Genomic DNA, 19,746 nt, shown 5'->3' on the forward strand with positions numbered 1-19,746 from the left:
CGCTGCGCCCCCCACCGCCGCCGCGCCGGCCGTCCCGGCTGCGCCCGCTGCCGGCGCCGCGCCGTCGTCCGGCAGGTCGTACTTCGGCAGCGCGTCGTTGCCCGCCTGCGAGCTCGCTTCGCCGCGCGCGTTGTCGATCAGCATCTGGCGACGTTGCAGATACGCGTTGCGCACGAACGAATACTTGTCGAGCGCGGCTGCGTCGAGCACGTCGCCCGCGCCGAGCAGGTTCGCGCGCGTGTTGACGAGGTTCACGCCGAACAGGCCCCAGCTCAGGCCATCCGGCTTCACGTACGTGAGCGGATTGCCGACGTAGTCGACGCCGAGGCCCGCGGTGTCGCGCAGCGTGCTCGGCCCGAGCAGCGGCAGCACCAGATACGGGCCCGACGGCATGCCGTAGCGGCCCATCGTGATCCCGAAGTCGGCCGTGTGCTTCGGCAGCTTCGCGAGCGTCGCGACGTCGAACAGGCCGCCGACGCCGAATACCGTGTTGATCACGACGCGCATCAGGTCGCCGACGCCGTCCGCGATCCGCAGCTGCACGATGTTGTTCGCCGCGATGTAGACGTCGCCGATGTTCGAGAAGAAGTTCGTCACGCTGTCGCGCACCGGCTGCGGCACCACGTACTGGTAGCCCTTCGCGACCGGCTTCAGCGCGTACGTGTCGACGGTGTCGTTGAACTTGTACATCGTCCGGTTGAAGCCTTCGAACGGATCGCCCTTGGTCGGCGTCTGCACGGTCGCGCAGCCGCTCAATGCGGCGACTGCCGCCACCGCGAGCGCGGCGTGCCTGATGCGGATCGTCTGCATGGTCTTTACCCTCTTGTCTTGTATTCTCTCGTGTGGTTATTGGGCCGCCGAGCCCGACACGGCCGATGCCGGCACCGCCACCGGTGCGGGCGCGGCAGGCGCCGCCGGCGCGCCGGCGGCCGGCTTCGAGCCGCCCGCATCCGCCGCCTTGCTGTACAGGAACTGGCCGATCAGGTTCTCGAGCACGATCGCGGACTGCGTCATCGTGATCGTATCGCCGGCCTTCAGCATTTCGGTGTCGCCGCCCGGCTCGAGCCCGATGTACTGCTCGCCGAGCAGGCCCGACGTCAGGATCTTCGCGGACGAATCCTTCGGGAACGGGTATTGGCTGTCGAGATCGACCGTCACCACCGCCTGATACGTGTTCGTGTCGAAGCCGATCGACTTCACGCGGCCGACCACGACGCCGGCGCTCTTCACGGCCGCGCGCGGCTTCAGCCCGCCGATGTTGTCGAATTTCATCCTCACCGAGTAGGTCGGCTGAAACGACAGCGAGCTCATGTTGCCGACCTTCAGCGCGAGGAACAGCAACGCGAGGAAGCCCACCACCACGAACAGGCCGACCCAGAAGTCGAGAGCAGTCTTTTTCATCGTCATCCCAAAATTTGGCTTGGCTGAGGCTTAGCTGAACATCAGCGCGGTCAGCAGGAAATCGAGGCCGAGTACGGCGAGCGACGCGAACACGACCGTCTTCGTGGTCGCGCGCGACACGCCTTCGGGCGTGGGCTTCGCTTCATACCCTTGAAACAGTGCAATGAACGTCACGGCGAAGCCGAACACGATGCTCTTGAGCACGCCGTTGCCGACGTCGGCCCACACCTGGACGCCGCTCTGCATCTGCGACCAGAACGCGCCCGGATCGACGCCGATCAGCACGACGCCAACGAAATAGCCGCCGAGCACGCCCACCGCGTTGAAGATCGCGGCGAGTAGCGGCATCGCGATGATCCCGGCCCACATGCGCGGCGCGATCACGTTCTTGATCGGATCGACGGCCATCATTTCGAGCGCGGTGAGCTGCTCGCCGGCCTTCATCAGGCCGATCTCGGCCGTGAGCGACGTGCCCGCGCGGCCGGCGAACAGCAGCGCGGTGACGACCGGCCCGAGCTCGCGCACGAGCGACAGCGCGACCAGCAGGCCGAGCGCCTGCTCCGATCCGTAGCGGTTCAGCGTGTAGTAGCCCTGCAGCCCGAGCACGAAGCCGACGAACAGCCCCGACACCGCGATGATCACGAACGAATAGTTGCCGAGGAAATGGATCTGCTTCGTGACGAGCCGCGGCCGGCGCAGCAGCGGGAAGAATTCGAGCACGAGGCGCACGAACAGGCGCGTGCCGTAGCCCGCGCGTTCGAGGCCGCCGATGACGTAACGTCCGATCGCGCTGATCATGCGCGCCCTCCGCCGAGCCCGAAATCCGCAGCGAGCGGCGGGCTTGTGTAATGGAATTTGAACGGGCCGTCCGGCGCGCCGTCGATGAACTGGCGCACGCTCGGGTCGGTCGATGCGCGCAGCTCGTCGGGCGTGCCTTGCGCGATCACGCCGCCGTTCGCGAGAAAGTAGACGTAGTCGGCGATCGCGAACGATTCCGGCACGTCGTGCGTGACGAGGATCGACGTCGCGCCGAGCGCCTCGTTCAGCGTGCGGATCAGGTTCGCGGTGATGCCGAGGGAGATCGGATCGAGGCCCGCGAACGGCTCGTCGTACATGATGAGCTGCGGATCGAGCGCGATCGCGCGCGCGAGCGCGATGCGGCGCGCCATCCCGCCCGACACCTCGGACGGCATCAGGTCGCGCGCGCCGCGCAGGCCGACCGCGTTGAGCTTCATCAGCACGAGGTCGCGGATCAGGTCTTCGGGCAGGTCGGTGTGCTCGCGCAGCGCGAACGCGACGTTGTCGAATACCGACATGTCGGTGAACAGCGCGCCGAACTGGAACAGCATGCCCATCTTGCGCCGCAGCGCGTACAGGCCGTCGCGCGTTTGCGCGCCGACGTCGGCGCCGTCGAACAGCACCTCGCCGCGGCGCGCGCGCACGAGACCGCCGATCAGGCGCAGCACGGTCGTCTTGCCGCAACCGGAGCCGCCCATCACGGCGACCACCTGCCCGCGCGCGAAGCGCATGTTCAGGTTCGACAGGACGAGGCGGTCGCCGTAGCCGAAGTCGACGTCGCGGAGTTCCAGCAGTGTCTCGGTAGGAGAGGGGCTCACGGAGCTGACAGTCCTTTTACGCAGAACGCCGAATTATAGGGCCTGCATCGGAATGATGTCGTGTCGCCGTTTCGAGCCCGGCGGTCAACGATTGTCAAATTGTCAGGGAAAACATTGCTGCAACGCAACGATCGCCGCCCGATAATCCGGCGCGCCCGTCACCGCGCTGACGACCGCGACGCTGCCGACGCCCGTCGCCAGTACGTCAGGCAATGTGTCGAGCGCGACGCCGCCGATGGCGACGAGCGGCGCACGCGCGCCCGCGAAGCGCGCATAGCGGGCGATCCGCGCAAGGCCCTGCGGCGGCGCGGCGACCGCTTTGGTCGCGGTCGCGAACACCGGACCGAGCGCAAGATAGCTCGGCCGTTCGTGCAGTGCGCGGAGCATCTCGTAATAGCCGTGGCTGGACAGCCCGAGCCGCAGCCCGGCGCGCGCGATCGCGGCAAGATCGGCGGTTTCGACGTCCTCCTGGCCTAGATGAACGCCGTACGCGCCCTCTTCTGCTGCGATCTGCCAGTGATCGTTGACGAACACGCGCGCATCCGGATAACGGCGCCCCGCCGCGACCGCCCGGGCGATTTCCCGGCGCAGTACGTCCGGCGTCGCGCTCTTCATGCGCAGCTGCACGGTCCGCACGCCGCAATCCAGCACGCGCTCGACCCAGTCGGCGGTCGGCACGACCGGATAGAGGCCGAGCTGCGCGGGGCACGGCGGAAATGGCGGCTCCGGCGCGGCGGGCAGCCCGGCGATGCGCGGAAAGCGAGCGGCGTCGATCGGCCACGCATCGGCGCTGCGCGTCTCGTCGCCGTCGCACCACGCGAGCGCGAGCACGAGCGCGTCGACCGGCGCGAAGCCGCAATCGAGAAAGGCGGCGAGCGCCGCGATCCAGTCGTCGGCGAGCGGATGCGCGGCCTCGAGCGCATGGCGCGCGCCGGCCGCATGCAGCATCGCATGCTGCTCGCCGAACTCGATCGCGACCGCGTCCGGCGACACCGGCCGCGACACCGCGGACGCGCGCGCCTGGCCCGCGCGGTCGCCGGCCGATACGATCAGCACGTCGCCGTCCGCGGGCGCGTCGGGCGTCGCCAAGCACAGGCGCCACGGCGCCGAGCCGCGCGGCCAGTCGCCGAGACGCGCGCGAATCCGTTCGGCCGCTTCGGCCAGTTCATCGGCCGGCGGCCAGAATGCATCGGCGAAGCGCACCGTCATGCGCCGCTCCCGTCCTGGTGCCAGAACGGCATCCCGACGACCGGCGTGCTCGCGTGCGCGGTCTCGCGCGCGTCCATCGGGCCGGCGAGATACGCGGCCCGGCCGGCTTCGACGCCCTGTGCGAATGCGCGCGCCATGATTTCGGGATGCGTCGCCTGCGACACGGCGGTGTTCAGCAGCACGCCGTCGAAGCCCCATTCCATCACCTGGCATGCATGCGACGGCACGCCGAGCCCGGCATCGACGATCAGCGGCACGTCCGGCAGCCGTTCGCGCAGCACGCGCAGCCCGTACGGGTTCACGACGCCTTTGCCCGTGCCGATCGGCGCGCCCCACGGCATCAGCGCCTCGCAGCCGACGTCGAGCAGGCGTCGGCCGATCACCAGATCTTCGGTGCAGTACGGCAGCACCTTGAAGCCGTCCTTCACCAGTTGCGCGGCCGCTTCGATCAGCCCGACCGGGTCGGGCTGCAACGTATAGTCGTCGCCGATCAGCTCGAGCTTGATCCAGTCGGTCTCGAACACTTCGCGCGCCATGTGCGCGGTCGTCACGGCTTCGGCGACGGTCTGGCAGCCGGCCGTGTTCGGCAGCAGCGGCACCGCGTGGCGCTTGAGCAGATCGAAGAAGCCGGCTTCGGCCGTGCCGCCCGTCATCTGGCGGCGCAGCGCGACCGTCACCATGCCGGGCCGCGACGCGGCGATCGAGTCGGACAGCGACTGCAGCGACGGATAGCGCGACGTGCCGAGCAGCACGCGGCTCGCGAAGGTTTCGCCGTACAGCGTGAGCGCATCGGCGGAGGTGAGGGACGTCATGGCGTTTTCCTGGAAGAGCGGGGACGAACCGGCGGCGCTCAGCCGCCCGCGACGGGATGGACGACGTCGAGCTTGTCGCCCGCCGCCAGCGTGCGCGCCGCGTGCTGCGTGCGCGCGACGAAGTTGCCGTTCAGCGCGACCGCGTACGGCGGACGCGCGCCGTACGCGGCGAGCGCGTCGGCGACCGTCGCGCCGTCGGGCAGCGTCAGCGTCTGTTGATTGATCTGGATATCCATGAGGCTTCGTCGGAATCGGGCGGCGGCGCGCGTCAGGCCGGCTGATGCGCGTCGTCGCGGTGATGAAGGAGCGCCGGCCAGCGTGCCGCATCGCGCCACGCGGCGAATGCGTCGGCGTCGCCGAATGCGCCGCCGAGCGCGGCTTCGGCCAGCGCGACCGCCGCGTGCGCGACTTCCGGCGCGATCATGAAGCCGTGCCGGTACAGGCCGTTGACGGCCAGCGTCGTCGCGCCGTCCCAGATCACCGCAGGGCGATGATCGGGCAGCGTCGGACGGCACTGCGCATTCAGTTCGAGGATGCGCGCCTCGCCGAACGCCGGATGTACCGAGAACGCGGCGCTCAGCAGTTCGAGCGCGGAGCGTACGCTGACGGGCGACATGTCCTCGCCTTCGACTTCGGTCGCACCGATCACGTACAGATCGTTCTGCTTCGGCGCGATGTACAGCGGATAGCGCGGATGCAGCAGCCGCACGGGCCGCGTGAGCCCGATGCCCGGCGCGTGCACGCGCGCGACTTCGCCGCGGATGCCGCGCAGCGCGGGCAGCGCCGCTTTTGCACCGAGCCCGCGGCAATCGATCGTGAAACGGGCGTCCGGCAGGTTCGCATCGTCGATCGCGACGTGCCAGTGCAGATCGACGCCGCGTTCGGCGAGACCGACCGCGAGCGCGCGCAGCGCCTGCCGATTGTCGAGCTGGCCTTCGCGCGGCAGCAGCAGCCCGCGCGCGAAGCGGCCTGCGAGCGCGGGTTCGGCCGCATCGATCTGCGCGCCCGCGAGCGTCACGAAGCCGCCGTCGAGCAGGTCGGCCGGCGCGTTCGCGTACACGCGGCGCTCGAACAGCGGCGCTTCCGCGCGATCCGCGTGATGCCAGACGACGAGCGTGCCGTGATGCTGGAAGAACACCGGTTCGGGCAGCTCGGCGAGCCACTGCGGCCAGCGCGCAAGCGACGCGGCGCCGAGCTCGGCGATCAGCCGTTCCGCGCTTGCGGCCTCCGCGAGCGGCGCGAGCATCGCGGCCGCGATCCACGCGGCCGACTGCTCGCCGTCCGGGCCGCCGCGCTCGTAGAGCGCGACGCGATGCCCGTTGCCCGCGAGCCGCCAGGCGATCAGACGGCCGACGAGGCCGCCGCCGAGCACCGCGAAGTCCGGCCGGGAAGCGGCGACGTTCATTGCGCGCCCTCCTCGCGGCCGGGGCACGTGCGCGATACGCGTCGCGACGTGCATGCGCGGCCACGTGCGGACGCACATGACATCGGATCGGCAGCGGGACAAAAGACTGAAGTTTGAGCGGTCATCATTCCTTCCGTAACGCGCGACGCGCGTACCCAAAGGACGAAACCGGCAACGAAGGCCGGCCGGGCGGAACTCGGGCGCTGACAATGGGATGGCGGCCAGCGCGGCCCGGCGGGATCGGAAACTTCCCTCGCCGGTATTACCCGGATCGGGTGCGAAGGGTCTTTCTCAGCCTCGCGGCGCCTGCCGGAACGCCTGCCGGCCGCACACGAAGCACCCCTGTTTCGTCGTCGGCCATTAGACCATAAAAGCGGAAAGCGCCGCAAACTGTCCCCGTTCGGCGAATTCGAGCGTCGGCCGGCGCCGCTCTGGCACAATGCCCGCAGGCCGGCCGCGCGAGCGGCCGGTTGCCGCGTCACCGCCGGCCCTTAAGCGCCGTTTAAGACGCGCGGGCCACCATCCGAGCGCCCGCGGTCAGTCGGGCGCCTCGCACCGGCATGCCGTATCGCGGCGCGCGTCCGGTTTCGCCCGGCCCGCGCGCCGGCCACTCATCAGGAAGCACATGACCCAATCGATCGATCCCGTCCGCTCCGCCTCCGACGCGCCGCAGGACGAGCGCCCGGTATCCGCATGGAGCCTCATCAAGCCCTACTGGGTGTCGTCCGAATGGAAAGTCGCGTGGGCGCTGCTCGTCACGATCATCGCGATCAACCTCTGCGTGGTCTGGATCAACGTCCAGCTGAACAAGTGGAACGCGCAGTTCTACAACGCGCTGCAGTCGAAGAACGTGCACGATTTCCCGAACCTGCTGATGCAGTTCTCCGCGCTCGCGTTCGGTTTCATCATCCTCGCCGTGTACGGCCGCTATCTGCGGCAGATGCTCGGCTTCCGCTGGCGTCAGTGGCTCACCGAACGCTTTCTCGCGCAGTGGCTCGGCGATCGCGCGTTCTACCGGATCGAGCGCGACCGCCTCGCCGACAACCCCGACCAGCGGATTACCGACGACCTCCAGTCGTTCGCGACCACTACGCTGTCGCTGTCGCTCGACCTGCTGTCGACGGTCGTCACGCTCGTGTCGTTCATCACGATCCTGTGGTCGCTCGCCGGCGCGCTGACGTTCACGCTCGGCGCGACGCCGATCGCGATTCCCGGCTACATGGTGTGGGCAGCCGCGCTGTACGCGGTGGTCGGCTCGCTGATCATCCAGAAGGTCGGCCATCCGCTCGTGTCGATCAACTATCAGCAGCAGCGCGTCGAGGCCGACTTCCGCTTCGGGCTGATTCGTGTGCGCGAGAACGCCGAGCAGATCGCGTTCTACGACGGCGAAAAGACCGAGAACGGCAATGCGCACGGCCTGTTCATGCGCATCCGCGACAACTGGTGGCGCGTGATGAAGTACACGAAGCGCCTCACGTTCGTGCTGAGCTTCTACGGGCAGATCGCGATCATCTTCCCGCTCGTCGTCGCGGCGCCGCGCTATTTCGCAGGCGCGTTCTCGTTCGGCGTGCTGATGCAGATCTCGTCCGCGTTCAACACGGTCAGCGATTCCTTCTCGTGGTTCATCAACAGCTACGCGACGCTCGTCGAATGGCGCGCGACCGTCAACCGTCTGCGCGAATTCAAGCGCGTGATGCGCACGTCGCATCTGAAGGAAAGCCTGTCGCCCGCGACCGAGCACGGCGGCATCAACCTGCACTACGTCGACGCCGCGAAGCTGTCGACGTCGTCGCTGAAGCTGTCGCTGCCGAACGGCAACGCGCTCGCGAACATCGGCGACGTGACGATCGAACCGGGCTCGCGCTGGCTCGTCGTCGGCAAGTCGGGCTCCGGCAAGAGCACGTTCATGCGCGCGCTCGCAGGCCTCTGGCCGTTCGGCGACGGCGCGATCGACGCGCCGGTCGGCGCGCGGATGATGTTCGTGCCGCAGACGAGCTACCTGCCGATCGGCACGCTGAAGGCCGCGCTCACGTATCCGGCCACGCCCGATGCGTTCAGCGACGACGCGTGCCGCGACGCATTGCGCGCGTGCCGCCTCGAAGACTACGTCGACCGGCTCGATGAGACCGCCCACTGGACGCGCGTGCTGTCGCCCGGCGAACAGCAGCGCCTCGCCGGCGCGCGCGTGCTGCTGCACAAGCCGGACTTCCTGTTCCTCGACGAAGCGACGAGCGCGCTCGACGCGGACAACGAGGCGCGGCTCTATCACCTGTTCGCCGAACGGCTGCCGAAGGCGGCGATCGTCAGCATCGCGCACCGCGAGTCGCTCGCCGCGTTCCATGTCGGCACGATCAACGTGGAGCGCGTGAACGACAGCGACAAGGTCGCCGCGTAACGTCGAGAAATGAAAGGCCGGCGCGCGATGCGCCGGCCTTTCTTCGTATGGAGACCCGTATTGCGGTGTGCGGCCTAGCTGCCCGTCTGCCCTGCGGGCACGACCGGCGCAGACACGATCGGCCGATGCGACACGCCGTCGTGCGACAACCGGCTTTCGAACAGCGTCAGCGCGTCGAAGCGCAGTGCGACCGACCGCCCCGGCGCGCCGCCGTGCGCCGGCTGGCCGACCGCGTCGCGCGGCAACCGCGCGAGCGTCACGTGCGGCCGGAACGGGCGACGGTCGGCCGGCACGCCGAGTTCCGCCAACACCGCCGACAACCCGGCATTCAGCGCCGCGCAGGCGGGATCCGCCGCGAGTTCCGCGACGATCAGCCGTGCACGCGGCAAGCTCGGCCACCACGCGATCCGTTCGACCGGCAGCAACGGCAGCGAATGCGCGGCCGCCAGTGCCGGCAGGCGCGCCGCAAGCGCATCGCACCGTTCGCGTTCGATCGCGCCGATGAACGCGAGCGTCACGTGCAACTGTGCGGACGGCGTGCGACGCGCGCCGCGAGTGACCGGCAATGCGTGCAGCGCGTCGCGCGATGCCGGATCGGGCATCAGCGCGACGAATGCGCGAAGGCGGTGGCCGTTGACGGCTTCGACGGCCCCATGCACGTGTGCTCCCATCCGGTGTCCTCGCAAACAGCGACTGAGACGGCTAAAAATCGGCCCTGAATGTCATTAGGGTAGGTGACGCGTCGCGAAAAATACGGAGAAATGCGTCGCACACGGACCTCCTTTGCAATTGCAAAAACCGCGTGCCCTCTCGGACGCCGGTTTCCACGTGATGCTCAAAGTACGCTTCCCGCATCAGTCCGGAATACGCCCCAACCGACCTTGCGTACAGGGCAGTCTTCGCGGATGCCCACACGACGAGCAACCGCTGCAACGCACGTCGGTCGACACAATGCTTCGCCAGGTCAATGTCGCGTAATCGCTGTTCCTGACGCCAAACGCGCCGGGCGCCAACGCCAGCGATTGCGGGACGCATAGGTTGTGGTGTCGTCCACGCCGCTCTTCGTTTGCAATTTGCAGTATTTCGGTCCGCTCGGTAGCCGCATTGGCTCGTGGATTCGCCCCGCTGTCGCAGATCTCAAAAAATATCCGTTCAATCAGCGCATTAGCATCGTTTCTTTCATTTTTATTTCAATCTGAGAGAAACGATGCGCGAGGACCACGACGGTGAAGTTCGGATCGTACTGAGTGCGGCCCAGTTGGCTGCGGTACTGAAGCGCCAGACGATCAGTCCGGGCGAGATGTTGAGCAACCGCTTATGGGGCGGCCTGCAGGTCGTGGGCGGCGTGCTCGAGATGACGGGGGCCGCGGCGTTATGCATCGCGCCGGAGCCGACGGGTCTCACGAAACTCGGTTGTGTCGCGTTCGGCGTACACGGCGCGGACACCGCGGCGGCCGGTCTGAAACAGATCTGGACCGGGCGACAGACGAGCGCACTGCTGCAGCACGGCGTGAGCAAGCTCGTCGACGCAGCAAAAGCGCCGCCGGAAATGGCCGATCATGTGGGATTGTCGCTGGATCTTGCGGTGCCGTTCGGGCTCGCAGGCGCGATCAAGGCGATTCGGGCGTCGAGCATCACGGCGGGGCGGATCGATTTGATTCGGCATGAGGCGACGGCGGTCAACCCGAGGTTGGGCGGACATACGATCGCCAAGCATGTCGGCAAAACGGAAGAGCAGTTGAAGAAAAGGCTGATGTTGGAGCCCCATCTTCGCTTCGCATCATCGTTTATCGATCTCCAGACAGCGGAACGCGCTATTTCGGAAGTCATGCGAGCTCAGGCGCTTCAAATTCAGCGATGGGCAAGCTCGGCCACGCGCAACAGCACGCTTCGGATCATAGGTGATGTCGGTCACACGGTCGGATACACGCTCGCGCGAGGAGCGGGCACCGTTTCCAATTCAACAAAAATAATGATCATCACCAAAATGACCGCATACAACGAGATGCCATACTTCATCCTGACCGCTTTCCTGTTGTAAGGAGCCCCGTTTGAATACGACACACGTCGAACTCGATCAGTTTATTTCCATCTACTTCGGCCAGGATTTCGATCTATTTGGAAATACGATTCCGGAAATCGTTGCCGATTACGTCAATTCCTCGACTGAAACCGAAAGAAAAAAGCTACTTTTTGACATAGACGACTTCATTTCACTTCATCCCACCGACTTGGAAGACGCTTTTGAAAATCAATTCGGCAAATGGTTCGGCGTAGACCTATGGGGCCATACAGCGAAATCGTTTCTCGAAGAAATTAAAAGACTGCTGCTTTGACGGATTAAAGCGCATCCTGGCCGGCCGGCAGCCGCGCCTGTGCCGTAGTCGTGCAAATGACGCCGCCACCCGGCAGGACCGGAACGCGCGTTGGATCGACGTATGTTACCGCCGTCATTTAGCGCTTGATCCATGGATATATCGCATCGACGCGCCGATCAGGCTGCCGACAACGGCACCGACAAAAGCAAATGCAGCTGCCCGACAAAACTCGACACATCACTGCTCTCAGACGATCGCAATACAAAAAAACCGGGCGCCCTCCCGAGCGCCCGGCTTTCATCGCAACGAACTCCGCCGGCAATATTCAGCGCGGCAGTTCCGAATGTCCCATCAGATAGGCGTCCACCGAACGCGCGCACTGGCGGCCTTCGCGGATCGCCCAGACGACCAGCGATTGTCCGCGGCGCATGTCGCCGGCCGCGAACACCTTGTCGACCGACGTGTAGTACGCGCGATCGCCTTCGGTTGCCGCGCGCGCGTTGCCGCGCGCATCTTTCGCGACGCCGAACGCTTCGAGCACCGGCGCGGCTGGCTGCGTGAAGCCCATCGCAAGCAGCACGAGATCGGCCTTCATCTCGAACTCGGAACCCGGCACTTCCTGCATCTTGCCGTCCTTCCACTCGACGCGCACCGCGATCAGCTTCTCGACCTTGCCGTTCTTGCCTTCGAAGCGCTTCGTCGCGACCGCCCAGTCGCGCTCGCAACCTTCTTCGTGCGACGACGACGTGCGCAGCTTGATCGGCCAGTACGGCCACACGAGCGCCTTGTTTTCCTCTTCCGGCGGCTGCGGCAGCAGTTCGAACTGCGTGACGTGCTTCGCGCCGTGGCGGTTCGACGTGCCGACGCAGTCCGAACCCGTGTCGCCGCCGCCGATCACGACGACGTGCTTGCCCTTCGCGACGAGCTGGTCGACGAGCTTGTCGCCGGCGTTCACGCGGTTCTGCTGCGGCAGGAACTCCATCGCGAAATGGATGCCGGCCAGTTCGCGGCCCGGCACCGGCAGATCGCGCGGCGTTTCCGAGCCGCCCGCGATCACGACCGCGTCGAATTCTTCCTTCAGCTTCTCCGGCGAGATCGTTTCCTTCGCGAGGTTGCCGATCGATTCCGGCAGCGGATCCTTGCCGATGAACACGCTCGTGCGGAACGTCACGCCTTCCGCTTCCATCTGGCGCATCCGGCGGTCGATCAGCCACTTCTCGAGCTTGAAATCGGGGATTCCGTAACGCAGCAGCCCGCCGATCCGGTCGTTCTTCTCGAACACCGTCACGTCGTGGCCGGCGCGCGCAAGCTGCTGCGCAGCGGCGAGGCCCGCCGGGCCGGAGCCGACGACGGCGACCTTCTTGCCCGTCTTGTGTTCGGCCGGCAGCGGCTTCACCCAGCCTTCGGCCCAGGCCTTGTCGATGATCGCGTGCTCGATCGACTTGATGCCGACCGGATCGTCGTTGATCCCCAGCGTGCACGCGGCCTCGCACGGCGCCGGGCAGATGCGGCCCGTGAACTCGGGGAAGTTGTTCGTCGAATGCAGGACTTCGATCGCCTGCTGCCAGTCCTGGCGGTAAACGAGATCGTTGAAGTCCGGGATGATGTTGTTGACCGGGCAGCCGTTGTTGCAGAACGGGATGCCGCAATCCATGCAGCGCGCGCCCTGGATCTTCGCGTCCGCATCGGACAGCGCCGCGACGAATTCCTTGTAGTGCTTCACGCGCGTGAGCGGTGCTTCGTACGCCTCGTGGCGGCGTTCGAACTCCAGAAAACCGGTTGCCTTGCCCATAAGGTGCTCTTCTGTTCGGTGTATCGGGTGGGGGAGCCGCGCACGGCGTTCATTCGCGGGCGGCCTTCGCTATGTCGTTCGTCGCTCAGGCGGCCAGCACTTCCTTCGCCGCCTTCTTCGCACCGATCTCGCCCAGCGCGCGCTTGTATTCGTGCGGGAACACCTTCACGAACTGGCGGCGCGCCGCGTCCCAGTTTTCCAGCAGCGATTTCGCGCGCGGCGAACCCGTGAACTGGAAATGACGCTCGACGAGCCCCTTGAGCAGCGCTTCGTCGGTCGTGCCCGCATGCCACAGCGCGCGGTCGACCGTACGCTCCTGCTCGGCCTGCTGCAGCACCGGATCGAGCGCGACCATCGACTTGTTGCACTTCGCCGCGAACGTGCCGTCCGGATCGTAGATGTACGCGATGCCGCCCGACATGCCAGCTGCGAAGTTGCGCCCCGTCTCGCCGAGCACGACGACCGTGCCGCCCGTCATGTATTCGCAGCCGTGATCGCCGGTGCCTTCGACGACCGCCGTCGCACCCGAGTTGCGCACGCAGAAGCGCTCGCCCGCGACGCCGCGGAAGAATGCTTCGCCTTCGATCGCGCCGTACATCACCGTGTTGCCGCAGATGATGTTCTCCTCGGACTTGCCGCGGAAGTCGTTGGTCGGACGGATAATGATCCGGCCGCCCGACAGGCCCTTGCCGACGTAGTCGTTGCCGTCGCCGACGAGGTCGAGCGTCACGCCCTTCGCGAGGAACGCGCCGAAGCTCTGGCCCGCGGTGCCTTTCAGCTGGATGTGCACCGCGTCGTCCGCGAGGCCGTCGTGGCCATGCTTCTTCGCGATCACACCCGACAGCATCGCGCCGACCGTCCGGTTCACGTTGCGCACCGGCTGGATGAACGACACGTGCTCGCCGTTCTCGATCGCGGCCTTCGCCTTCTCGATCAGCACGTGGTCGAGCGCGCGGTCGAGCCCGTGATCCTGGCTTTCGACGTGACGGCGCGCGACGCCTTCGCAGCCTTCCGGCTGATAGAACACGCGCGAGAAGTCGAGGCCCTTCGCCTTCCAGTGCTCGATGCCCTTGCGCGTATCGAGCAGATCGGCGCGACCGATCAGATCGTCGAACTTCGCGATGCCGAGCTGCGCCATGATCTCGCGCACTTCCTCGGCGACGAAGAAGAAGTAGTTCACGACGTGCTCGGGCTGGCCCTTGAACTTCGCGCGCAGCACCGGATCCTGCGTCGCGACGCCGACCGGGCACGTGTTCAGGTGACACTTGCGCATCATGATGCAGCCTTCGACGACGAGCGGCGCCGTCGCGAAGCCGAATTCGTCCGCGCCGAGCAGCGCGCCGATCACGACGTCGCGGCCGGTCTTCATCTGGCCGTCGGCCTGCACGCGGATGCGGCCGCGCAGGCGGTTCAGCACGAGCGTCTGCTGCGTCTCGGCGAGGCCGAGCTCCCACGGCGTGCCCGCGTGCTTGACCGACGACAGCGGCGACGCGCCGGTGCCGCCGTCGTGCCCGGCGATCACGACGTGATCGGCCTTCGCCTTCGCGACGCCGGCCGCGACCGTGCCGACGCCCACTTCCGATACGAGCTTCACCGAAATGCTCGAGCTCGGGTTCACGTTCTTCAGGTCGTGGATCAGCTGCGCGAGATCCTCGATCGAGTAGATGTCGTGATGCGGCGGCGGCGAGATCAGCCCGACGCCCGGCACCGAGTAGCGCAGCTTGCCGATGTAGTCGGACACCTTGTGGCCCGGCAGCTGACCGCCTTCGCCCGGCTTCGCGCCCTGCGCCATCTTGATCTGGATCTGGTCGGCCGACGCGAGGTACTCGGCGGTGACGCCGAAGCGGCCCGATGCGACCTGCTTGATCTTCGAGCGCAGCGAGTCGCCGTCCTTCAGCGGAATGTCGCTGACGACTTCGTCGCCGATCACCGACTTCAGCGTCTCGCCGGCCTTGATCGGAATGCCGCGCAGCTCGTTGCGGTAACGGTTTTCGTCTTCGCCGCCTTCGCCGGTGTTCGACTTGCCGCCGATCCGGTTCATCGCGATCGCGAGCGTCGCGTGCGCTTCGGTGCTGATCGAGCCCAGCGACATCGCGCCGGTCGCGAAGCGCTTGACGATTTCCTTCGCCGGTTCGACGTCGTCGATCGGGATCGCCTTGGTCGGCTCGACCTTGAACTCGAACAGCCCGCGGAACGTCATGTGGCGCCTGGTCTGATCGTTGATCAGATGCGCGTATTCCTTGTACGTCTGGTACGAGTTGCTGCGCGTCGCGTGCTGCAGCTTCGCGATCGAGTCGGGCGTCCACATGTGGTCTTCGCCGCGCACGCGATACGCGTACTCGCCGCCCGCGTCGAGCATGTCGCGCAGGACCGGGTTGTCGCCGAACGCGTCGCGGTGCAGGCGGATCGCCTCTTCCGCGACTTCGAACAGGCCGATCCCGCCGACCTTCGACGCGGTGCCCTTGAAGTACTTCTCGACGAGGTCGCTCGACAGACCGACCGCTTCGAAGATCTGCGCGCCCGTGTACGACATGTACGTCGAGATGCCCATCTTCGACATCACTTTCTGCAGGCCCTTGCCGACCGCCTTCGTGAAGTTGTAGATCGCCTTCTCCGGCGACAGGTCGCCCGACAGCCCTTCGGCCATCTTCGCGAGCGTTTCCATCGCGAGGTACGGATGCACGGCTTCCGCGCCGTAGCCGGCGAGCAGCGCGAAGTGATGCGTTTCACGCGCGGAGCCCGTCTCGACGACAAGGCCCGTGCTCGTGCGCAGCCCCTGCTGGACGAGGTGCGTGTGGATCGCCGACGTCGCGAGCAGCGCCGGAATCGCGACATGCTCGGCGTCCGTCTTGCGGTCCGACACGATCAGGATGTTGTAGCCGGACTTCACCGCGTCGACGGCTTCCGCGCACAGCGACGCAAGGCGCGCCTCGATGCCTTCCTTGCCCCACGCGACCGGATAGCAGATGTTCAGCTCGTACGCGCTGAACTTGCCGCCCGTGTACTGATCGATCGCGCGGATCTTCGCGATGTCCTTGAAGTCGAGCACCGGCTGCGACACTTCGAGCCGCATCGGCGGGTTGATGTTGTTCGTGTCGAGCAGGTTCGGCTTCGGGCCGATGAACGACACGAGCGACATCACCATGTTCTCGCGGATAGGATCGATCGGCGGGTTCGTGACCTGCGCGAACAGCTGCTTGAAATAGTGATAGAGCGTCTTGTTCTTGTTCGACATCACCGCGAGCGGCGAGTCGTTGCCCATCGAGCCCACCGCTTCCTCGCCCTGCTGCGCCATCGGCGCCATCAGGAACTTCAGGTCCTCCTGCGTATAGCCGAATGCCTGCTGGCGATCGAGCAGCGACGCGCCCTGCGCGCGGCCGGCCGCGACTTCCTCGGCCTTCGGCTCGATCTCGTCGAGCTTGATGCGCACGGCGTCGATCCAGCTCTTGTACGGCTTCGCGTTCGCGAGGTTGTCCTTGAGTTCCTTGTCGTCGATGATGCGGCCGTGCTCCATGTCGATCAGGAACATCTTGCCCGGCTGCAGGCGCCACTTCTTGACGATCTTCGATTCCGGGATCGGCAGCGTGCCGGCTTCCGACGCCATGATCACGAGATCGTCGTCGGTGACGATGTAGCGCGCCGGACGCAGGCCGTTACGGTCGAGCGTCGCGCCGATCTGGCGACCGTCGGTGAACGCGATCGCGGCGGGGCCGTCCCACGGCTCCATCATTGCGGCGTGGTATTCGTAGAACGCGCGGCGGTTCTCGTCCATCAGCGTGTGCTGCTCCCACGCTTCCGGGATCATCATCATCACCGCGTGCACGAGCGGATAGCCGGCCATCACCAGCAGTTCGAGACAGTTGTCGAACGATGCGGTGTCCGACTGCCCCGGATAGATCAGCGGCCAGAGCTTCGGCAGATCGTCGCCGAGCACGTGCGACGCGATCGCGCCGGTACGCGCGTTCAGCCAGTTCACGTTGCCCTTCACGGTGTTGATCTCGCCGTTGTGCGCGATCATCCGGTACGGGTGCGCGAGTTCCCACGCCGGGAACGTGTTGGTCGAGAAGCGCTGGTGCACGAGCGCGAGCGCCGACACCACGCGCTCGTCCTGCAGGTCGCGGTAGTACACGCCGACCTGGCCGGCAAGCAGCAGCCCCTTGTAGACGACCGTGCGCGCCGACATCGACGGCACGAAGTATTCCTTGCCGTGCTTGAGCTTCAGCGCCTGGATGCGGTGGCTCGCGGTCTTGCGGATCACGTACAGCTTCCGCTCGAGCGCGTCGGTCACCATGATGTCCTTGCCGCGGCCGATGAAGATCTGACGGATCAGCGGCTCGCTCGCCTTCACGGCGGGCGAAATCGGCATCGTGTGGTCGACCGGCACGTCGCGCCAGCCGAGCACGACCTGGCCTTCGGCCTTCACCGTCCGCTCGAGCTCCTGCTCGCACGCGAGCCGCGACGCGTTTTCCTTCGGCAGGAAGATCATCCCGACCCCGTACTCGCCGGCGGGCGGCAGCGTGACGCCCTGCTTCGACATTTCCTCGCGATAGAACGCGTCCGGAATCTGGATCAGGATGCCGGCGCCGTCGCCCATCAGCGGATCGGCGCCGACCGCGCCGCGGTGATCGAGGTTCTCGAGAATCTTCAGCCCCTGCTGAATGATCTCGTGGCTCTTCTTGCCCTTGATGTGAGCGACGAAGCCGACGCCGCAGGCGTCGTGTTCGTTTTGCGGGTCGTACAGACCCTGTGCGGCGGGTACCGCGGCGAGCGGCTGCTGGTGGTCGTTCATGGGGACACCGTCGTAAAGGGGCCTCGAAGGCCGTTGAACCGTGTTGTTGTTGCCGCCGGTCCCGCTTCCGACGGGAAACGGCGCGGCCGACAGTGGATAGGCAGGCTGCGCCCGGGCCACCGGAATTCGGAATATACGCGACGAATCAAAGGAATAGCAACAAAAACCGCATGATATATCCCTAATTAAATTGATGCCTCGATCTGGTGCCGTTTTATTGGGGGCGTAACAATTTGGTGCAAAAAGAAGCGGCGCCCGCAGCGCCGCTCCGTGACTCGCCTGCCCGCGCTACTGCTGGACCGGCGGCGTGTTTTCGCGCACCTTTCTGGGGCGTCCGCGCGGCAGCGGCGATACGCGGCGGTTCGCGGTGCGCGCCGCCCATTCGCGGTAGTTGTCGCCGCCGAGCACCCAGCCCTTGAGCGTCGCCTGCTGCAGCTGGTCGGCCTGGCGCTCGTCGAGCGGCTGCTCGCAAAGCTCCTTGTATGCGCGCTGGCGGTCGAACGGCGTATTGCCGAGCGCCCAATAGAGCTGATGATCGGTGATCAGGCTGTCGACGGTGAGCCCGACGTGATGCCGGTAGCTCGACCAGCGATAGGCGTCCGGCGTCGCAACGAGCTGCGCGCGCACCGGGCTCAGCTCGACCACGCGGCTAGCCAGCAGGAAATAGCGCTCGCCTTCGATGACCGTCGCGCGATAGCGGCCTTCCCACAGGGTGCCGCGGCGCGAGTAGCGCCGGTTGAAATGGGCGACGTAGCGGCGTCCGACCGCCTGCATCGCCTTCGGCAGGCTCGCTTCGTCGCTCGGCGTGACGAGCAGCTGAACCTGGCGCGGCAGCAGCACATAGGCGTGCACCGAAAGATGGTGATCGCGTGCGGCGGCCTTCAGACAATCGATGAAGAGTTCGTAGTCCTGGTCGTCAACGAACGCGGGTTGCTGATCCAGGCCGCGCAGTATCACGTGCTGCGGCTGGTCGGGAACGTAGAGTCGTGCTAACCGTGCCATGCTGAATGTCCGTTTGAACGCGTTAGGAAATACCCGGAGGTCCGAAAGTGCGCACCTGCGTAGAATGCCTGTCCCTGCGGCGCGCGAAAGCGTACGGTCGTACGAATCCTAGGGAGAAAACTCTAACTTACGAGCTTGTTTGGTTTTAAACGCAGTCGTCATAATGAGCACGCCTTTGATCGGAGGAGACACAATGAAACGAAAACTGGCCATTACGGGGGCCGCTGCGCTCGCATTCGCATTCGCGGGCGGTACGGCACACGCACAATCTGCAGGTGATTTCTACGTCAGTACCGGCTGGTTCCATCTCGCACCGCAGGACAGCAGCGATCCGCTGTACGTGTACGGTGTCGGCGGTACGCCCGTCAATCAGTCCGTTCCCAACACCGGCGCGGGCATCAGCGACGCCGACACGCTCGGCCTTGCGACCGGCTACTTCATCACCGACCACATTTCCACCGAGTTGGTTTTCGGTGTGCCGCCGAAGTTCGACATCAACGGCAAGGGTCAGTTCGCGCGCTTCGGCGTGCTCGGCCGCGCGTATCAGTGGAGCCCGGCGGTCCTGCTGCGTTACCACTTCAACGACGCGAACGCGAAGTTCCGGCCGTACGTCGGTATCGGCGCATCGTACGTGTGGTTCACCGGCGCGAAGATCACGAACGGCGCGTTCGAGAACGGCGTGCTCGGCGGTCCGACCAGCGCGACGACGAGCAACCAGTGGGCGCCGGTCTTCAACGCCGGCTTCACGTACAACTTCACGAAGCACTGGTTCGCCGGGCTGTCGATATCCTATGTGCCCGTGAGCGTCACCGCGACCTTCACGACCGCACGCCGGACGCCGGTCGGCACACTGACCGAAACGTCGAAGGCGCACATCTCGCTGAATCCGATCGTCACGTACCTGAACGTCGGCTACCGCTTCTAAGCGTAGTCGAATATTTGGGGAATGGTTAATCCTGCTGCAATTTGTAGCGGATTTTTCGCCGCGTAACGTCTCCACGATGCAA

At 66.0% G+C, this 19,746-nt stretch carries 16 protein-coding genes and 1 riboswitch; of the genes, 4 read left to right on the top strand and 12 right to left on the bottom strand.

Annotated features, from left to right (window positions below):
• The 8 genes from BUB20358_RS16945 to BUB20358_RS16980 form a co-directional block, all read right to left on the bottom strand.
• Positions 1–810, bottom strand: an 810-nt coding sequence (locus tag BUB20358_RS16945) for an MlaA family lipoprotein (protein WP_174905091.1), incomplete at its 3' end; no start/stop codon positions are given.
• Positions 811–846: 36 nt separating this feature from the next.
• Positions 847–1,407: an outer membrane lipid asymmetry maintenance protein MlaD gene (gene mlaD / locus BUB20358_RS16950; protein ID WP_006765377.1), complete on the bottom strand. Its 561-nt coding sequence runs from the start codon at positions 1,405–1,407 to the stop codon at positions 847–849.
• Between the two features lie 24 nt (positions 1,408–1,431).
• Positions 1,432–2,199 (bottom strand): lipid asymmetry maintenance ABC transporter permease subunit MlaE, encoded by a 768-nt coding sequence (gene mlaE, locus BUB20358_RS16955; protein ID WP_006765378.1) that lies wholly within the window; start codon positions 2,197–2,199, stop codon positions 1,432–1,434.
• Positions 2,196–3,017: an ABC transporter ATP-binding protein gene (locus tag BUB20358_RS16960; RefSeq protein ID WP_006765379.1), complete on the bottom strand. Its 822-nt coding sequence runs from the start codon at positions 3,015–3,017 to the stop codon at positions 2,196–2,198. Before BUB20358_RS16960 ends, mlaE begins: the two co-directional genes overlap by 4 nt.
• Positions 3,018–3,119: 102 nt before the next feature.
• Complete coding sequence (gene thiE / locus BUB20358_RS16965) at positions 3,120–4,226, bottom strand: thiamine phosphate synthase (RefSeq protein ID WP_035973165.1); 1,107 nt, start codon at positions 4,224–4,226, stop codon at positions 3,120–3,122.
• Entirely contained in the window at positions 4,223–5,038 is an 816-nt protein-coding gene (locus BUB20358_RS16970) for a thiazole synthase (protein ID WP_035973167.1), read from the bottom strand. The genes thiE and BUB20358_RS16970 overlap by 4 nt, the downstream gene beginning before the upstream one ends.
• A 38-nt stretch (positions 5,039–5,076) precedes the next feature.
• Positions 5,077–5,274, bottom strand: coding sequence for a sulfur carrier protein ThiS (thiS, locus tag BUB20358_RS16975; protein ID WP_006765382.1), 198 nt, complete (start codon positions 5,272–5,274; stop codon positions 5,077–5,079).
• A 32-nt stretch (positions 5,275–5,306) separates the two neighbouring features.
• Positions 5,307–6,443 (bottom strand): FAD-dependent oxidoreductase, encoded by a 1,137-nt coding sequence (locus BUB20358_RS16980; RefSeq protein ID WP_006765383.1) that lies wholly within the window; start codon positions 6,441–6,443, stop codon positions 5,307–5,309.
• A gap of 231 nt (positions 6,444–6,674) precedes the next feature.
• Positions 6,675–6,797: riboswitch (TPP riboswitch) on the bottom strand.
• A gap of 271 nt (positions 6,798–7,068) precedes the next feature.
• On the opposite strand from BUB20358_RS16980, the gene BUB20358_RS16985 reads away from it, so the two are divergent.
• Positions 7,069–8,838 carry an ABC transporter ATP-binding protein/permease gene (locus tag BUB20358_RS16985; RefSeq protein ID WP_035973169.1) on the top strand — a complete coding sequence of 590 codons (1,770 nt, stop codon included), beginning with the start codon at positions 7,069–7,071 and terminating at the stop codon, positions 8,836–8,838.
• 74 nt (positions 8,839–8,912) lie between these two features.
• Here BUB20358_RS16985 and thpR read toward each other — a convergent pair whose 3' ends face one another.
• On the bottom strand, positions 8,913–9,509 hold the full coding sequence (gene thpR, locus BUB20358_RS16990) for an RNA 2',3'-cyclic phosphodiesterase (RefSeq protein WP_006765385.1): 597 nt from the start codon (positions 9,507–9,509) through the stop codon (positions 8,913–8,915).
• Between the two features lie 536 nt (positions 9,510–10,045).
• Here thpR and BUB20358_RS16995 point away from each other — a divergent pair.
• Positions 10,046–10,879: an RNase A-like domain-containing protein gene (locus BUB20358_RS16995; RefSeq protein WP_045552491.1), complete on the top strand. Its 834-nt coding sequence runs from the start codon at positions 10,046–10,048 to the stop codon at positions 10,877–10,879.
• Positions 10,880–10,889: 10 nt separating this feature from the next.
• Positions 10,890–11,174: a contact-dependent growth inhibition system immunity protein gene (locus tag BUB20358_RS17000; protein ID WP_081293619.1), complete on the top strand. Its 285-nt coding sequence runs from the start codon at positions 10,890–10,892 to the stop codon at positions 11,172–11,174.
• A gap of 307 nt (positions 11,175–11,481) precedes the next feature.
• Here BUB20358_RS17000 and BUB20358_RS17005 read toward each other — a convergent pair whose 3' ends face one another.
• The 3 genes from BUB20358_RS17005 to BUB20358_RS17015 form a co-directional block, all read right to left on the bottom strand.
• The gene (locus tag BUB20358_RS17005; protein ID WP_006765386.1) at positions 11,482–12,948 is read right to left on the bottom strand and encodes a glutamate synthase subunit beta; all 1,467 of its coding nucleotides are present in this window, start codon (positions 12,946–12,948) and stop codon (positions 11,482–11,484) included.
• A gap of 85 nt (positions 12,949–13,033) precedes the next feature.
• Entirely contained in the window at positions 13,034–17,737 is a 4,704-nt protein-coding gene (locus tag BUB20358_RS17010) for a glutamate synthase-related protein (protein WP_006765387.1), read from the bottom strand.
• 288 nt (positions 17,738–18,025) lie between these two features.
• A complete protein-coding gene (locus BUB20358_RS17015) occupies positions 18,026–18,739 on the bottom strand; it encodes a transposase (RefSeq protein ID WP_006765388.1) in 714 nt (237 codons plus the stop codon).
• A gap of 193 nt (positions 18,740–18,932) precedes the next feature.
• On the opposite strand from BUB20358_RS17015, the gene BUB20358_RS17020 reads away from it, so the two are divergent.
• A complete protein-coding gene (locus BUB20358_RS17020; RefSeq protein WP_006765389.1) occupies positions 18,933–19,664 on the top strand; it encodes an OmpW/AlkL family protein in 732 nt (243 codons plus the stop codon).
• Positions 19,665–19,746 lie beyond the last annotated feature (82 nt).

Origin of the sequence: Burkholderia dolosa, from assembly GCF_902499135.1 — a bacterium.
GTDB classification, from domain to species: Bacteria; Pseudomonadota; Gammaproteobacteria; order Burkholderiales; family Burkholderiaceae; genus Burkholderia; species Burkholderia dolosa.

Excerpts from the sequence above, each read along its gene's own strand:
- mlaD (WP_006765377.1), bottom strand. The coding sequence starts at position 1,407 with ATGACGATGAAAAAGACTGCTCTCGACTTCTGGGTCGGCCTGTTCGTG.
- mlaE (WP_006765378.1), bottom strand. The coding sequence starts at position 2,199 with ATGATCAGCGCGATCGGACGTTACGTCATCGGCGGCCTCGAACGCGCG.
- thiE (WP_035973165.1), bottom strand. The coding sequence starts at position 4,226 with ATGACGGTGCGCTTCGCCGATGCATTCTGGCCGCCGGCCGATGAACTG.
- BUB20358_RS16970 (WP_035973167.1), bottom strand. The coding sequence starts at position 5,038 with ATGACGTCCCTCACCTCCGCCGATGCGCTCACGCTGTACGGCGAAACC.
- thiS (WP_006765382.1), bottom strand. The coding sequence starts at position 5,274 with ATGGATATCCAGATCAATCAACAGACGCTGACGCTGCCCGACGGCGCG.
- BUB20358_RS16980 (WP_006765383.1), bottom strand. The coding sequence starts at position 6,443 with ATGAACGTCGCCGCTTCCCGGCCGGACTTCGCGGTGCTCGGCGGCGGC.
- BUB20358_RS16985 (WP_035973169.1), top strand. The coding sequence starts at position 7,069 with ATGACCCAATCGATCGATCCCGTCCGCTCCGCCTCCGACGCGCCGCAG.
- thpR (WP_006765385.1), bottom strand. The coding sequence starts at position 9,509 with ATGGGAGCACACGTGCATGGGGCCGTCGAAGCCGTCAACGGCCACCGC.
- BUB20358_RS16995 (WP_045552491.1), top strand. The coding sequence starts at position 10,046 with ATGCGCGAGGACCACGACGGTGAAGTTCGGATCGTACTGAGTGCGGCC.
- BUB20358_RS17005 (WP_006765386.1), bottom strand. The coding sequence starts at position 12,948 with ATGGGCAAGGCAACCGGTTTTCTGGAGTTCGAACGCCGCCACGAGGCG.
- BUB20358_RS17010 (WP_006765387.1), bottom strand. The coding sequence starts at position 17,737 with ATGAACGACCACCAGCAGCCGCTCGCCGCGGTACCCGCCGCACAGGGT.
- BUB20358_RS17015 (WP_006765388.1), bottom strand. The coding sequence starts at position 18,739 with ATGGCACGGTTAGCACGACTCTACGTTCCCGACCAGCCGCAGCACGTG.
- BUB20358_RS17020 (WP_006765389.1), top strand. The coding sequence starts at position 18,933 with ATGAAACGAAAACTGGCCATTACGGGGGCCGCTGCGCTCGCATTCGCA.